The sequence below is a fragment of the Pseudomonas sp. TE3911 genome (genome assembly GCF_054062775.1).
Window position 1 is genome coordinate 675,281 of record NZ_JBSSFP010000001.1, and the last position, 14,094, is coordinate 689,374.

Below are 14,094 nucleotides of genomic sequence, written 5' to 3' on the forward strand. Positions count from 1 at the left end.
AATTGATCCACGTACTTTTGAGGTGATTCCCATGATGAAAGGTGGCATGGCCGGCCTGATGAAGCAGGCGCAGCAGATGCAGGAAAAGATGGCCAAGATGCAGGAAGAACTGGCCAACGCCGAAGTCACCGGTAAAGCCGGGGGCGATATGGTCAGCGTGGTGATGACTGGGCGTCACGACATCAAGCGCGTGAGCATCGACCCAAGCGTGCTGCCAGGCGTGGGTGAAGATGACCTGGAAATGCTCGAAGCGCTGTTCGCCGCGGCCGTCAACGACGCCGTGCGCAAGATCGAAGCCAATAGCCAGGACAAAATGTCCGGCGTGACCGCTGGCATGCAACTGCCACCGGGCATGAAGATGCCGTTCTGATTCTCCAGCGTTAGCTAGACTCCAATGCCAGGCCCAGTGCCTGGCATTTTTGTTTGTGCCTATTCAATCGAATCCCGATCGAACCCTGGCCCGGCACCCATGGTCTGCAACCTATACCGATGAATTCGATAAGGAGCCCCTGATGCCTCAAGAACTGACCCTGAACCAACGCACCGTGCTGGTCTCGCGGCCCCAAGGCGCGCCCACTCCGGAAAACTTTCGCCTGGAGCGCGTGAGCTTGCCGGAGTTGGCGGACGGCCAAGTGCTGCTCAAGACCCTCTACCTGTCCCTTGACCCCTACATGCGCGGGCGCATGAGCGACGCACCTTCCTACGCCGCCCCGGTGGAAATCGATGAGGTGATGACCGGCGGTGCTGTCAGCCGTATCGAGCAATCCCGTAACCCTAAATTCGAAGTGGGTGATCTGGTGGTCGGCGCCACCGGTTGGCAGAGCCACAGCATTTCCGACGGCCGCAACCTGATTCCGGTGCCCAAAGGTCTCGCCAGTCCGTCCATGGCGTTGGGCGTATTGGGGATGCCGGGTATGACCGCCTACATGGGCCTGATGGACATTGGTCAACCCAAGGCTGGGGAAACCCTGGTGGTCGCCGCTGCCTCCGGCGCAGTCGGTTCGGTAGTGGGCCAGGTCGCCAAGCTCAAGGGCCTGCGCGTGGTCGGGATTGCAGGCGGTGCGGACAAGTGCCGCTATGTCGTGGATGAACTGGGCTTTGATGCCTGTATCGACCATAAGAGCGCAGACTTCGCCGATCAACTCGCCCAGGCTTGCTTCAACGGCGTGGACATCTATTTCGAGAACGTCGGTGGCAAGGTGTTCGACGCCGTGGTGCCTTTGCTCAACCCCAAGGCACGCATTCCTTTGTGCGGGCTGATTGCCGGCTACAACGCCCACGAAGCCCCCAGCGGGCCTGATCGCTTGCCGGCGCTGCAACGCACGTTGCTGACCAAGCGGGTGCGCATCCAGGGCTTTATCGTGTTTGATGACTACGGTGATCGTCAGCCAGAGTTCCTCAGTGCCATGGCGCCCTGGGTCCGCGACGGTAAGATCAAGTTCCGCGAGGACGTGGTCGATGGCTTGGAGCAGGCGCCCGAAGCCTTTATCGGCCTGCTTGAAGGGCGCAACTTCGGCAAGTTGGTGGTGCGGGTCGCGCAGGATTGAGGATTTGACGCTAATCCGGGGCGCGGGTATAAACCGCGTCTCGTTGTTTTGTCGGACCATTGCCCCATGAGCTTCAGCCCCCTGATTCGCCAACTGATCGACGCCCTGCGCACGTTGCCGGGTGTCGGCCAGAAAACCGCCCAGCGCATGGCGCTGCAACTGCTGGAGCGTGATCGCAGCGGCGGCACCCGGTTGGCCCAGGCCCTGAGCCAGGCCATGACGGGCGTCGGCCACTGCCGCCAGTGCCGAACCCTCACCGAAGAAGACCTTTGCCCGCAATGCGCCGACCCGCGTCGCGACGACACGTTGCTGTGTGTGGTGGAAGGCCCGATGGACGTCTACGCGGTGGAGCAGACCGGTTATCGCGGGCGTTACTTCGTGCTCAAGGGCCACCTGTCGCCGCTGGACGGCCTGGGTCCGGAGGCCATCGGCATTCCGCAACTCGTGGCACGTATCGAAGAGCAGGGCACCTTTACCGAGGTGATCCTGGCCACCAACCCGACCGTGGAAGGTGAAGCCACCGCCCATTACATCGCCCAACTGCTGAGCAACAAAGGCCTGATCACTTCGCGTATCGCCCATGGCGTACCGTTGGGTGGGGAGTTGGAGCTGGTGGATGGCGGCACGCTGGCGCATTCGTTCGCCGGTCGCAAGCCGATCGCGCTCTAACAATAAACACCAGCCAAATGTAGGAGGGGGCTTGCTCCCGATGGCAGTGGATCAGCCATGAATCTATTGGCTGACACACTGCTATCGGGAGCAAGCCCCCTCCCACAATGGTTTTGCGGTGTGATTGAGATCTGTGTTGCTAACCAAGCAAGCGCTTGGTAATTTCGCTCCACCTCTCCGTGGAGCTTGCCGATGTCTGCCTATCAGGACTACTTCGACCCCAGCCACCAATTGCTCCGCGACAGCGTGCGCCGTTTTGTCGAGCGGGAGCTGTTACCGGGCATCGAGCAATGGGAGGAGGCGGAGAGCTTTCCCCGAGCGTTGTACCTTAAGGCCGGTGCGGCGGGGATCCTCGGTATCGGTTATCCCGAATCCTTGGGCGGCAGTCACGAGGGCGATCTGTTCGCCAAGGTGGCCGTCAGCGAGGAATTGATGCGCTGCGGCTCCGGCGGCGTGGTCGCGGGATTGGGCTCGCTGGATATCGGCTTGCCTCCCATCATCAAATGGGCGCGGCCCGAAGTGCGCGAACGTGTGGCCCCGCAAGTGCTCTCGGGCGAGAAGATCATCGCCTTGGCCGTCACCGAACCCAGCGGCGGCTCCGATGTAGCCAGCCTGCGCACCCGCGCCGTGCGTGATGGCGACGTTTACCGGGTCAGCGGCAGCAAGACCTTTATCACCAGCGGCAACCGCGCCGATTTCTACACCGTTGCTGTTCGTACCGGCGGGCCAGGCTTTGGCGGCATCAGCCTGTTGCTCATCGAAAAAGACACCCCGGGTTTCACCGTCGGCCAGCCCCTGAAGAAAATGGGTTGGTGGGCGTCGGACACGGCAGAGTTGTTCTTCGATGATTGCCAAGTGCCCGTAGGCAACCTGATCGGCGCCGAGAACATGGGGTTTGCCTGCATCATGGGCAACTTTCAGAGTGAACGGCTGGCGCTGGCGTTGATGGCCAATATGACCGCGCAGCTTGCGCTTGAGGAAAGCCTCAAATGGGCCGCGCAGCGTGAAGCATTTGGCAAGCCCATTGGCAAATTCCAGGTGCTCAAGCATCGCCTGGCGGAAATGGCGACGGCTGTGGAAGTGTCCAGGGAATTCACCTACCGCCAAGCCGCCAAGATGGCCGCTGGCAAGAGTGTGATCAAGGAGATATCCATGGCCAAGAACCTGGCCACCGATACCGCCGATCGGGTGACTTATGACGCCGTGCAGATCCTCGGCGGCCAGGGCTATATGCGCGGCAGCCTGGTGGAGAGGCTGTATCGCGACAACCGTATCCTGTCGATCGGCGGCGGCACTCGTGAAGTGATGAATGAAATCATCAGCAAACAGATGGGGCTTTGAGGCGGCTTACCTGCCTCATCGGGGCAAGCCCTCTGCCACATTTTGATGTGTAAACACCTTCAAGTGTGGGAGGGGGCAGCCCTTGATAGCGTCAGTCCAGCCAAATATTACCGCTCGGACAGCGCAAATTGCGTCAGGCAAAACGTCGGAATTCCCATGTCTTCCAAACGCTGCGAGCCACCCAGCTCCGGCAAATCAATAATTGCCGCGGCTTCAAAAATCTTCGCACCCATGCGCCGCACCAGGTTCGCCGCAGCGATCAAGGTCCCGCCTGTGGCGATCAGGTCATCGAACATCAGCACCGAGTCGCCTTCGCACAGGCTGTCGGCGTGCACTTCCAGGAAAGCTTCGCCGTATTCGGTCTGATAACCCTCGGCCAGGACATCGGCCGGCAGCTTGCCCTGCTTGCGGAACAGGATCAGCGGTTTGTTCAGTTGGTAGGCAATGATCGAACCGATCAGAAACCCGCGGGCATCCATCGCGCCGATGTGGGTGAAATCGGCTTCGACATAGCGATGGGCAAAGGTATCGGCCACCAGGCGCAGGGCCTTGGGCGATTGGAACAGCGGCGTGATGTCACGGAAGATCACCCCAGGCTTGGGGAAGTCGATGACGGGGCGGATCAGGGATTTGATGTCGAACGAATCGAAGGTCATCGTCGAAGAGTCCTGGGAGGAAAACGGACTCGAAGTATACCTGCGGCCTCACCGATTGGCGCGGCCACAAGTGTCTGCATCAACCCTCTAGAGAACCACCCGCCAGCGCACACAGCTGGATCGGGTCGAGAATGTGCACTTCCTTGCCTTCGGCGGCAATCAACTCGTTCTGCTGGAAACGGGTGAACACGCGGGACACGGTTTCCACCGCCAGACCCAGGTAGTTGCCGATTTCGTTACGCGACATGCTCAAGCGGAACTGGTTGGCCGAGAAACCGCGTGCCCGGAACCGGGCCGACAGGTTGACCAGGAATGTCGCGATGCGCTCGTCGGCGGTTTTCTTCGATAACAGCAGCATCATCTGCTGATCGTCACGAATTTCTCGGCTCATCACGCGCATCAACTGGCGGCGCAGTTGAGGTAATTGGATGGCCAGTTCGTCCAGGCGTTCGAAGGGGATTTCGCACACCGACGTGGTCTCCAGCGCCTGGGCCGACACGGGATGCATCTCGGTGTCCATGCCCGACAAACCCACCAGTTCGCTGGGCAGGTGAAAACCGGTGATCTGCTCCTCGCCGTTGTCGCTCAGGCTGAAGGTCTTCAACGCGCCCGAACGTACTGCATAGACGGAGTCGAACTGATCGCCCTGACGAAACAGGAACTCGCCTTTCTTCAGCGGGCGACCACGTTTAACGATGTCGTCCAGCGCATCCATGTCTTCCAGATTCAGCGAAAGTGGCAGGCAGAGGGGGGCCAGGCTGCAATCCTTGCAGTGAGCCTGGCTGTGAGCGCGCAGTTTGACTGGCTCGGACATTTCTTAAATCCTTGTGGGAAAACACACATAAGACGTAAGGGTAACGCACTGGGGGGCAGTGAGGCCAGCGTGTACAAAAAACAGACAGCCGTATAAAGCTTTGTGTATCGGTGCCGATACATATGTGTACGTTCATGAGCAGGAGCTCAGCGCATGTTGATCATCGCCGCCAACAACCCCTCCATCCGTGTGCCAAACCCAGAGCCGGCCCCGCCCGCTGCGGCGGTTGAGACGCAGGATGCCGTGTCAACGCCTGCCACGAGCGAAGGCGTGAAGGTGAGCATTTCGCCGGATGGCTTCAAGGCTGCGGGTGCGGCCAAAAGTGCCAACGCCGATATCGACGACAGCGGTCTGGACGACAACGTTAAGCAAGTTCTTAAAATGATCCGTCAGTTGAAGCAGCAGATCGCCGAAAAATTGGCGGAGCTTCAGGCCATCGCCGCGGACAAAAGCCTGACGCCGGAGGAGGTTCAGGCCAAGGTCGCTAACGTGCAAGGTGCCATCAGTTCCTTGCAGGCCGGCTTGATGACGGCCCAAATCTCCTTGGCCAAGGCCATGAAAACCATGAGTGCCGATCAGGCGCTCAAGGCCGCTTCGTTGTCGATGTAACTAGGTCGATGTAACTAGATCACCCGTGAAAACCGTTGCCGGTTCTGGTGTTCCAGGTACGCGTCGAACACCATGCACACCGAGCGCACCAGCAAGCGCCCTGCGGGCAGCACCCGAATGCCCTGGGCGTCGAGCGCGATCAGGCCGTCCTTGGCCATGGCCTCAAGTTGCAGCCAGATCTCATCGAAGTACCCGCGAAAATCAATATTGAAGGCCTGTTCGATACGCTCGAATACCAGGCTGAAATTGCAGATCAACTGCTGAATCACTTCCCGTCTTAGTCGATCGTCTGTGGTGCAGACCAAGCCACGGCTGGTCGCCAGCTGCGCGCCGGCCAGGGTGTTCTGGTAGCCGTTGAGGTCACTGCTGTTCTGGCAATACAAGTCGCCGATCTGGCTGATCGCCGACACACCCAGGCCGATCAGGTCGCAATGGCCGTGGGTGGTGTAGCCCTGGAAATTGCGTTGCAGCGTGCCTTCTTCCTGGGCGATGGCGAGTTCGTCATCCGGCAGAGCGAAGTGGTCCATGCCGATGTAGCGATAACCCGCCTCGGTCAATTGCGTGATGGTGGTTTGCAGCATCAGCAGTTTTTCCGCCGGTGCTGGCAGCTCGTCGCTGTCGATGCGCCGCTGGGGCATGAAGCGCTCCGGCAGGTGCGCATAGTTGAACACCGACAGGCGATCCGGTTGCAGCTTGATCACTTCTTCCACGGTGCGCGCGAAGTTGATCGGCGTTTGCTTGGGCAGGCCGTAGATCAGGTCGATATTGATCGAGCGAAACTGCAAAGTGCGCGCCGCATCGATTACTGCGCGAGTCTCTTCCAGGCTTTGAAGGCGGTTAACGGCCCGCTGCACCTCGGGGTCGAGGTCTTGCAGGCCAATGCTGACGCGGTTGAAACCGAGTTCACGCAGCAGGCCCATGGTGGCCCAGTCGGCTTCGCGCGGGTCGATTTCGATGCCGTAGTCGCCGGAATCATCATCGAGCAAATTGAAGTGCTGGCGCAGGGAGCCCATGACCTGACGCAGTTCGTCGTGGCTGAGAAACGTCGGCGTGCCGCCGCCGAAATGCAACTGCTCCACCGGCTGTTTCGGGTCGAGGTGGCAGGCCACCATTTGGATCTCCTGCTCCAAGCGGTGCAGGTATGCCTGGGCGCGGCCACGGTCTTTGGTGATCACCTTGTTGCAGGCGCAGTAGTAGCAAATGTTCGCGCAGAACGGCACATGCACATACAGCGACAATGGGCGCACAGCCTTGCGACTGTCGCGCAGGGCGTGTAGCAGGTCGAATGTGCCGACCTGGCTGTCGAATTGTACGGCGGTGGGGTAGGACGTATAGCGCGGTCCCGCCAGGTCGTAGCGATGAATCAGATCGGTGTCCCAACGAATGGCGTCGAGCATGCGGGCGTCCCCCGGATAGGCTAGTGGGCCGAGTCTAGAGGCGTGGGGCAGAGGGCATCTTGATTTGCATCAACGAGCAGCGGCGCTATGCCACATGGCCTTTTAGTGGCCCATCAGCCAGTGCTGGTGCGGCCCTGGCAAGGTCCAAATACCGAACACAATGACCAGCAATCCACCGGCCATGCGCACGCTGCGTTTGCGCAATAACGCGGTGACGCGTTCGGCGGCCAGCCCAGTCGCCAGCAGCACGGGCCAGGTGCCCAACCCGAACGCGAGCATCAGCAAGGCACTGTCCAGCGCATTGCCCTGGCTCGCGGCCCACAGCAGGGTGCTGTAGACCAACCCGCACGGCAACCAGCCCCACAGCGCACCCAGCAGTAAAGCGCGAGGCAGGCTGGACACCGGTAGCAAACGGGTGGCAACGGGCTGGATATGCCGCCACAGGCCGCGCCCGAGGCTTTCGATACGGGTGAGGCCGCTCCACCAACCGGCCAGGTACAGGCCCATGCAGATCAGCAGCAGACCGGCGAGTACCCGCATGAACATCGCCGCCGGGCTATTGGCCACGGCCCAGCCGGCCAGGCCGATCAACAGCCCAGCCGTGGCGTAACTGAGGATTCGCCCCAGGTTGTACGCCAGCAGCAGGCGAAACCGGCGACTGCGTTGCTCCTTGGGAATTGCCAAAGTCAGCGCGCCCATCAGCCCGCCGCACATGCCCAGGCAATGACCGCCGCCCAGCAGGCCTAGGATCAGCGCGGAGACCAGCAGCGGCGCCAATTCAAGCATGAGGTGGGTCTTTGGGCGGTTGTTCCGGGCCGTTGGCTTCGTCGATGGCGGCCAGGTGGTTCGGGTCCTGGTCGTCGAACAGCACGCTGTGGGCCGGGCCGTCGAGGTCATCGTACTGGCCGCTGTCCACGGCCCAGAAGAAGATGTAAATAGCGATGGCCACTATCAGCAGCGCCGCCGGAATCATCACGTATAAAGCTGGCATCTGCACTCCATGCCCGCGCGGCTCACGCGGGCAGCGGGCGGGTGATTGAGGGGGCGCTGGCGGACTGTGCGCTCGGCACGCGAGTCAGGCGCAGGGCGTTGAGTACCACGGTCAACGAACTGATGGACATGCCGACTGCCGCCCAGATTGGCGTGATCCAGCCCAAAGCAGCAAACGGCAACATCAGGCCATTGTATAGGCCCGCCCAGAGCAGGTTTTCAATAATCACTCGTCGGGTGCGCCGCGCCAGGCTGAAAGCCTGCACCAGAGCGTCGAGGCGATTGGAGAGCAACACCGCATCGGCACTGGTCTTGGCCAGGTCGGTGGCCGAGCCCATTGCCACGCTGATATCGGCGGCGGCGAGGACGGGGACATCGTTGACGCCATCGCCGAGCATCAGCACCTTGCGACCTTCCTTGTGCAGCTGTTGCAGCACGTGCAGCTTGTCGTCGGGACGCAGGCCGCCGTGGGCCTCGTCTATGCCCAGCTCAAGGGCGACACTGGCGACCATCGGCGAACTGTCCCCGGACAGCAGCAGTGTGCGCCAACCGCGCGCCTTGCAAGCGGCGAGCAGGGCGGGGGCGTCGCTGCGCAGGCGATCATCCAGTACGAACCAGGCGAGGGCGCCGCTGCGGTCGCCCAGCAGCAGCCATTGCCCGGCGTCGTCCGGCGGAGCGGGGATCGGGCAGCCACTGAGTTCGCAGACGAAGCCCGGCTGGCCGATGCGCAGCAGACGCTCGCCCACTCGACCTTCCAAACCGAGACCGGGCGTACTGAGCACTTCTTCAGCGGCCAGTGGCGCACGGCCAAAGGCGCGGGCAATCGGGTGTTCTGAGCGGTTTTCCAGGGCGGCGGCGAGACCCAGGCAGTCGTCGCTGCCCAATTCGCCCAGCGGCCGGATCGCGCGCAGGGCCAGGCGACCTTCGGTGAGGGTGCCGGTCTTGTCGAAGATCACCGTGTCGATCTGGTTCAGGCCCTCCAGCACATGGCCACGGGTCAGCAGCAGCCCGAGTTTGTGCAGGGTGCCGGTGGCGGCGGTCAGGGCGGTAGGTGTAGCGAGGGACAACGCACATGGGCAGGTCGCCACTAACATCGCCAGCACGATCCAGAACGCTCGTGATGAGTCCAGTTCCCACCACAGCAGGCCGATCAGCGCAGCGGCGATCAGCGAACACAACAGGAACCACTGCGCGGCGCGGTCGGCGATTTGCGCCAGTCGCGGTTTTTCGGCCTGGGCGCGCTCCAGCAGGCGCACGATGGCGGACAGGCGGGTCTCGTGGCCAAGGGCGCGCACTTCGACGGTCAGCGCGCCGTCGACGTTGAGGGTGCCGGCGGTGACGGTGTCGCCGACTTGGCGCGGTTGCGGCAAGTACTCGCCGGTGAGCAGGGACTCATCAATGCTGGACTGGCCATCGAGGATCACGCCGTCTGCTGGCAGCACCGCGCCCGGATGCACCAGCACGCGGTCGCCCAGGGCCAGTTCGCTCAACAGGATGCGTTCGCTCTGGCCGTCGTCTTTCAAGCGCAGGCACGACGCGGGCAACAGGTTGACCAACTGCGCAGTGGCCGCCGCCGTGCGCTCCCGGGCACGGCGTTCCAGGTAGCGACCGGCCAGCAGGAACAGTGCAAACATGCCCACTGCATCGAAATACAGCTCGCCGACGCCGGTGATCGCGGTCCATATTCCCGCCAAATAAGCCCCGCCAATGGCGAGGGATACTGAAACGTCCATGGTCAGGTGGCGCGTGCGCAGGTCGCGCATGGCGCCCTTGAAGAACGGCGCGCAGCTGTAGAACACGATGGGGGTTGTCAGAAACATCGCCACCCAGCGCAGGATTACATGCAGCTCCGGGCTCAGGTCGATATTGAATTCCGGCCAGGTGGCCATGGTTGCCATCATTGCCTGGAACCACAGCAGCCCGGCGACACCGAGTTGGCGCAAAGCCAGGCGGTTTTCGCTGGCCAGTTGCTCGGCGGCGCGGTCGGCCTGATAAGGATGGGCGGCATAGCCGATATGGCGCAGCTCACTGAGCACTTGGCTCAACGGCAATTGCCCGTCGGCCCAGCGCACCTGCAAGCGATGGTTGGACAGGTTCAACCGCGCCTCTGCAACGGCGGGCAAGCTGCGCAGGTGTTTTTCGATCAGCCAGCCACAGGCGGCGCAGCTGATGCCTTCCATCAATAGGGTCGTTTCGGCCAGTTCGCCTTGGTGGTGCACGAAGGGTTTTTGCACGTCGGCGCGGTCGTACAGCGCCAGTTCGTCCACCAGTTGCACCGGCAGCGTTTCGGGGTTGGCCGAGGCTTCGCTGCGGTGCTGGTAATAGCTTTCCAAACCTGCGGCGACGATTGCTTCGGCCACCGCCTGGCAGCCCGGGCAGCAGAGTTCGCGGCGCTCGCCGAGGATATCGGCGGTGAACCGGCCGCCGGGCGGTACGGGCAGGGCGCAGTGGTAGCAGGGAGTGGGGGTGGTCATGGTTCGGGATCTTTGGTGGCTGGGAAGGCCCCATCGCCGGCGAGCCGGCTCCTACGAGAGGGGTGTGGGTCTGTAGGAGCCGGATTGCCGGCGATGCGCGAAGCGCAGGTGTTTATTTTTTCAGGTCTTCGGCACCCTGCAACGGTTCATCACCCAACAGCAAGTCTTTGTCGTGGCTGACTTCTTCTTCCTCGAACAGCCGCCAGGTCTTGTCGCCTTCCACGCCCAGCAGTTCCACGAAGCGGCGGCCTTCGACTTTGTCGGTGACCTGGCCGATGTAGCGGCCGGGTTCGCTGTCGCTGCGGGCCAGATTGATTTTGCGATCTTTCTCCGGCTGAGTCGGGGAAATCAGGTTCAGCTCCAGGGTGTTCGGGTTGCTGTAGCCGGTGAGCTTCAGCTCGACTTCACCGGTCAGTTCGTCCAAATGCAGCTTGGCGCGCAGTTGCAGGGTCTGCGCCAGGCGTTCGCGGTCCAGTGAGCGGTTGATGCCCTTGCCAGCCTCGTAGTAGTTGTCGTTGACCAGGTTGTCCGGGTTGTTTACCGCGATGGTCACCATGGACAAGGTCAAGGTCACCGAGCAGGCGAGGATCCCGATGATGATCCAGGGCCAGAGGTGCTTGTACCAAGGACTTGCGGCAGTGGCTAAGGGCATTGTTCCGTTCTCTCTTTATCGAACTTGTGGGCCGATGAATCGGCTCTTGGCTTCAATGTTGACGCTGGCGTCATCGGCATCGGTGAGGGTGAATTTCACCTCGTTGGTGCTCGACGGCAGTTGTTCCGGCGCACTCGACAGTTCCACTGGCATGCTGACGATATCGCCGGCAGCCACCTTGATCTCGCGCCGGCCCTGCAGCTTGAGGTCTGGCAGGCCTGATGCGTCGAGCACGTAGGTGTGGTCGCGCTGGTCCTTGTTCATGATCTTCAGGCTGTAGACGTTTTCGATACGGCCTTCGGCGTTTTCGCGGTAGAGCACGCGGTCTTTGCTCACGTCGAAGCCCACCAGCGACCGCATGAAGAACGCCCCGGCCAACAGGCTGATCATCGCCAGCAACACCAGGGCGTACCCGATCAGGCGTGGGCGCAGCTTGTGGGTTTTCTGCCCGGACAGGTTGTGCTCGGTGGTGTAGCTGATCAGGCCGCGCGGGTACTCCATCTTGTCCATGATGTTGTCGCAGGCGTCGATGCACGCGGCGCAGCCGATGCACTCGATTTGCAGACCGTCGCGGATGTCGATGCCGGTGGGGCACACCTGCACGCACATCGTGCAATCGATGCAGTCGCCCAGGCCTTGGGCCTTGTAGTCGATCCCTTTTTTACGCGGGCCACGCAGCTCTCCACGACGTGGGTCGTAAGAGACGATGAGTGTGTCTTTGTCGAACATCACGCTCTGGAAACGCGCGTACGGGCACATGTAGATGCACACCTGTTCGCGCAGCCAGCCGGCGTTGCCGTAGGTGGCGAGGGTGAAGAAACCGACCCAGAAATACGACCAGCCATCGGCCTGGCCGGTGAAGAAATCGAACACCAGTTCGCGGATCGGCGAGAAGTAGCCGACGAAGGTAATCCCGGTGGCAAAACCGATCAGCAGCCACAGGCTGTGCTTGCTGAATTTGCGCAGGAATTTGTTGGCGCCCATCGGCGCTTTATCCAGCTTGATGCGTTGGTTGCGGTCGCCTTCGGTGACTTTTTCGCACCACATGAAGATCCACGTCCACACGCTTTGCGGGCAGGTATAACCGCACCACACGCGGCCGGCGTACACCGTGATGAAGAACAGGCCAAACGCCGCGACGATCAGAATACCCGAGAGCAGGATGAAGTCTTGGGGCCAGAAGGTCGCACCGAAAATGAAGAACTTACGCTCCGGCAGGTTCCACCACACGGCCTGGTGGCCACCCCAGTTCAGCCACACCGTGCCGAAGTAGAGCAGGAACAAAGCAGCGCCGCCGAGCATTCGTAAATTGCGGAACAGGCCGGTAAAGGCGCGGGTGTAGATTTTCTCGCGCGGGGCATAGAGGTCGACGGTGGCGGTCGAGTGTTTGGCAGGCGGGGTAACGTCATGTACCGGTATTTGGTCGCTCATCATTGCATCCCACGGCGGTGGAGATTTGCCTCGGCCAGTACGTGCCAACCGGGGTCAAATTAGGGGTCTTGCAGTGGCGTAATGATACGCCCCCGATGCTGCGCAAGGGGTGCGACCTTTGGTCGCGTTGGGGAAAATCAATTGATGGTGTACGTGATCTGGATCAATTGACTTGTGAAGTATGGACGGTTTTTGCGGGCTCAACCTTCAAAAAGCCGAAGATCCAATGTGTGAGGGGGCTTGCTCCCGATAGCGGCGTGTCAGTCAGAGTCACTAATACTGATCCACCGTCATCGGGAGCAAGCCCCCTCTCACAAGGGTTTTTTGGTGTTTCTGGGTAAGGGGGTAGCCTTACTGCTCCTCGGCCTTCTTATCCCCATGGGACAAGCTGTAAACATACGCCGCGAGCAAGTGCACCTTGTCATTGCCTTGCAATTGTTCCTGCGCCGGCATCTGGCCCTGGCGGCCGAAACGGATGGTCTGCTGCAGTTGGGCGAAGCTCGAACCGTAGATGAAGGCGCCGGGGTGGGTCAGGTCGGGCGCGCCCATTGCTGGGGTGCCTTTACCGGCTGGGCCGTGGCAGGCCACGCAGTTGGCGGCGAAGAGTTTTTCGCCGTTGGCTACGTCGGCCTTGACGCCTTCGGGCAGTTTGCGGCCGTCGAGTTGAGTGACCACGTAGGCCGCCACGTCGCTGACACCCTCTTCTTGCAGCACCGGCAGCCAGCCCGGCATCACGGCATGACGGCCTTTCATGATGGTTTCCTTGATCGTCGCCGGCTCCCCACCCCAGCGCCAGTCGGCGTCAGTCAGGTTGGGGAAGCCGTAGGCACCCTTGGCGTCGGACCCGTGGCACACCGAGCAGTTGGACGCGAACAAGCGGCCACCCATCTTCAGGGCTTGTGGGTCTTTGGCGACTTCCTCAATGGGCATGGAGGCGAATTTGGCGAAGATCGGACCGAACTTGGCGTCCGACCGGGCCATTTCCTTTTCCCATTCGTGCACACCGGTCCAGCCGGTCTGGCCGTTGGCGAAGGGGGTTTGTTTGTCGTTGTCGAGGTAGTTGTAGCCCGGCAGCAGGCCTTTCCAATTTCCCAGGCCTGGGTACAGCACCAGGTAGCCAAGGGCAAAAATGATGGTGCCGACGAACAGCATGAACCACCACTTGGGCAATGGGTTGTCGTACTCCTCGATGCCATCGAACGAGTGGCCGACGGTCTCGTCGGTTTGCTCGGCGCGCTGGCCCTTGCGGGTCGACAGCAACAGCCAGGTCAGGGCGAAAATGGTACCCAGACTGAGGACTGTGACGTACAGACTCCAGAACGTAGTCATTCTTTGTTACTCCTAGAAGCTTGCTCGACGTGCTTGATGGCTTCGGGATCATCCGCAAAGGGCAGCAAGGTCGCGTCTTCAAACTCCGACTTGCGCTTGGGGCTGAACACCCACAACGCCAGGCCGATAAAGGCCACCATCACCACAACGGTGCCCAGGCCACGAATCATCCCGATATCCATGAA

Annotated in this window: 15 protein-coding genes; 5 read left to right on the forward strand and 10 right to left on the reverse strand. The window is 61.3% G+C overall.

The genetic code is table 11. The annotated features are described in order from the left end of the window. Positions 1–31 precede the first annotated feature (31 nt). From ACVWXD_RS03170 to ACVWXD_RS03185, 4 genes are all read left to right on the forward strand, one after another. A complete protein-coding gene (locus ACVWXD_RS03170; RefSeq protein ID WP_032887653.1) occupies positions 32–370 on the forward strand; it encodes a YbaB/EbfC family nucleoid-associated protein in 339 nt (112 codons plus the stop codon). 142 nt (positions 371–512) lie between these two features. Next, a complete protein-coding gene (locus tag ACVWXD_RS03175; protein WP_457370665.1) occupies positions 513–1,547 on the forward strand; it encodes an NADP-dependent oxidoreductase in 1,035 nt (344 codons plus the stop codon). Positions 1,548–1,613: 66 nt separating this feature from the next. Continuing rightward, positions 1,614–2,216 carry a recombination mediator RecR gene (recR, locus tag ACVWXD_RS03180; RefSeq protein ID WP_032887656.1) on the forward strand — a complete coding sequence of 201 codons (603 nt, stop codon included), beginning with the start codon at positions 1,614–1,616 and terminating at the stop codon, positions 2,214–2,216. A gap of 192 nt (positions 2,217–2,408) precedes the next feature. Further along, positions 2,409–3,557, forward strand: coding sequence for an acyl-CoA dehydrogenase family protein (locus ACVWXD_RS03185; protein ID WP_181643271.1), 1,149 nt, complete (start codon positions 2,409–2,411; stop codon positions 3,555–3,557). A gap of 107 nt (positions 3,558–3,664) precedes the next feature. On the opposite strand, the gene ACVWXD_RS03190 is transcribed toward ACVWXD_RS03185, so the two are convergent. Both ACVWXD_RS03190 and fnr read right to left on the reverse strand, forming a co-directional pair. After that, positions 3,665–4,213 (reverse strand): adenine phosphoribosyltransferase, encoded by a 549-nt coding sequence (locus tag ACVWXD_RS03190; protein ID WP_032887660.1) that lies wholly within the window; start codon positions 4,211–4,213, stop codon positions 3,665–3,667. A gap of 79 nt (positions 4,214–4,292) precedes the next feature. After that, positions 4,293–5,027 (reverse strand): fumarate/nitrate reduction transcriptional regulator Fnr, encoded by a 735-nt coding sequence (gene fnr / locus ACVWXD_RS03195; RefSeq protein WP_032887662.1) that lies wholly within the window; start codon positions 5,025–5,027, stop codon positions 4,293–4,295. Between the two features lie 153 nt (positions 5,028–5,180). Between fnr and ACVWXD_RS03200 the strand changes: the two genes are divergently transcribed. Continuing rightward, positions 5,181–5,636 (forward strand): hypothetical protein, encoded by a 456-nt coding sequence (locus ACVWXD_RS03200; protein WP_095185367.1) that lies wholly within the window; start codon positions 5,181–5,183, stop codon positions 5,634–5,636. 14 nt (positions 5,637–5,650) lie between these two features. Here ACVWXD_RS03200 and hemN read toward each other — a convergent pair whose 3' ends face one another. The 8 genes from hemN to ACVWXD_RS03240 form a co-directional block, all read right to left on the reverse strand. Continuing rightward, on the reverse strand, positions 5,651–7,033 hold the full coding sequence (gene hemN / locus ACVWXD_RS03205) for an oxygen-independent coproporphyrinogen III oxidase (RefSeq protein ID WP_095185368.1): 1,383 nt from the start codon (positions 7,031–7,033) through the stop codon (positions 5,651–5,653). Positions 7,034–7,135: 102 nt separating this feature from the next. Beyond that, entirely contained in the window at positions 7,136–7,819 is a 684-nt protein-coding gene (locus tag ACVWXD_RS03210; RefSeq protein ID WP_032887667.1) for a sulfite exporter TauE/SafE family protein, read from the reverse strand. Continuing rightward, positions 7,812–8,024, reverse strand: a complete 213-nt coding sequence (gene ccoS, locus ACVWXD_RS03215; RefSeq protein ID WP_032887669.1) for a cbb3-type cytochrome oxidase assembly protein CcoS — start codon at positions 8,022–8,024, stop codon at positions 7,812–7,814. Before ccoS ends, ACVWXD_RS03210 begins: the two co-directional genes overlap by 8 nt. Positions 8,025–8,046: 22 nt before the next feature. Beyond that, positions 8,047–10,497, reverse strand: coding sequence for a heavy metal translocating P-type ATPase (locus tag ACVWXD_RS03220; protein ID WP_457370666.1), 2,451 nt, complete (start codon positions 10,495–10,497; stop codon positions 8,047–8,049). A 112-nt stretch (positions 10,498–10,609) separates the two neighbouring features. Then, positions 10,610–11,149 carry a FixH family protein gene (locus ACVWXD_RS03225; RefSeq protein WP_032887673.1) on the reverse strand — a complete coding sequence of 180 codons (540 nt, stop codon included), beginning with the start codon at positions 11,147–11,149 and terminating at the stop codon, positions 10,610–10,612. 15 nt (positions 11,150–11,164) lie between these two features. After that, positions 11,165–12,580, reverse strand: a complete 1,416-nt coding sequence (gene ccoG / locus ACVWXD_RS03230) for a cytochrome c oxidase accessory protein CcoG (protein WP_032887674.1) — start codon at positions 12,578–12,580, stop codon at positions 11,165–11,167. A gap of 351 nt (positions 12,581–12,931) precedes the next feature. Next, positions 12,932–13,909, reverse strand: a complete 978-nt coding sequence (ccoP, locus tag ACVWXD_RS03235; RefSeq protein ID WP_095185370.1) for a cytochrome-c oxidase, cbb3-type subunit III — start codon at positions 13,907–13,909, stop codon at positions 12,932–12,934. After that, positions 13,906–14,091, reverse strand: coding sequence for a CcoQ/FixQ family Cbb3-type cytochrome c oxidase assembly chaperone (locus ACVWXD_RS03240; RefSeq protein ID WP_003175465.1), 186 nt, complete (start codon positions 14,089–14,091; stop codon positions 13,906–13,908). Before ACVWXD_RS03240 ends, ccoP begins: the two co-directional genes overlap by 4 nt. Between the last annotated feature and the right edge of the window lie 3 nt (positions 14,092–14,094).

What these genes read in the sequence shown, in the direction of transcription:
- ACVWXD_RS03185 (WP_181643271.1), top strand. Translation starts at nt 2,409, where the DNA reads ATGTCTGCCTATCAGGACTACTTCGACCCCAGCCACCAATTGCTCCGC.
- ACVWXD_RS03170 (WP_032887653.1), top strand. Translation starts at nt 32, where the DNA reads ATGATGAAAGGTGGCATGGCCGGCCTGATGAAGCAGGCGCAGCAGATG.
- ACVWXD_RS03175 (WP_457370665.1), top strand. Translation starts at nt 513, where the DNA reads ATGCCTCAAGAACTGACCCTGAACCAACGCACCGTGCTGGTCTCGCGG.
- fnr (WP_032887662.1), bottom strand. Translation starts at nt 5,027, where the DNA reads ATGTCCGAGCCAGTCAAACTGCGCGCTCACAGCCAGGCTCACTGCAAG.
- hemN (WP_095185368.1), bottom strand. Translation starts at nt 7,033, where the DNA reads ATGCTCGACGCCATTCGTTGGGACACCGATCTGATTCATCGCTACGAC.
- ACVWXD_RS03210 (WP_032887667.1), bottom strand. Translation starts at nt 7,819, where the DNA reads ATGCTTGAATTGGCGCCGCTGCTGGTCTCCGCGCTGATCCTAGGCCTG.
- ACVWXD_RS03200 (WP_095185367.1), top strand. Translation starts at nt 5,181, where the DNA reads ATGTTGATCATCGCCGCCAACAACCCCTCCATCCGTGTGCCAAACCCA.
- recR (WP_032887656.1), top strand. Translation starts at nt 1,614, where the DNA reads ATGAGCTTCAGCCCCCTGATTCGCCAACTGATCGACGCCCTGCGCACG.
- ccoP (WP_095185370.1), bottom strand. Translation starts at nt 13,909, where the DNA reads ATGACTACGTTCTGGAGTCTGTACGTCACAGTCCTCAGTCTGGGTACC.
- ACVWXD_RS03240 (WP_003175465.1), bottom strand. Translation starts at nt 14,091, where the DNA reads ATGGATATCGGGATGATTCGTGGCCTGGGCACCGTTGTGGTGATGGTG.
- ACVWXD_RS03220 (WP_457370666.1), bottom strand. Translation starts at nt 10,497, where the DNA reads ATGACCACCCCCACTCCCTGCTACCACTGCGCCCTGCCCGTACCGCCC.
- ccoS (WP_032887669.1), bottom strand. Translation starts at nt 8,024, where the DNA reads ATGCCAGCTTTATACGTGATGATTCCGGCGGCGCTGCTGATAGTGGCC.
- ACVWXD_RS03225 (WP_032887673.1), bottom strand. Translation starts at nt 11,149, where the DNA reads ATGCCCTTAGCCACTGCCGCAAGTCCTTGGTACAAGCACCTCTGGCCC.
- ACVWXD_RS03190 (WP_032887660.1), bottom strand. Translation starts at nt 4,213, where the DNA reads ATGACCTTCGATTCGTTCGACATCAAATCCCTGATCCGCCCCGTCATC.
- ccoG (WP_032887674.1), bottom strand. Translation starts at nt 12,580, where the DNA reads ATGAGCGACCAAATACCGGTACATGACGTTACCCCGCCTGCCAAACAC.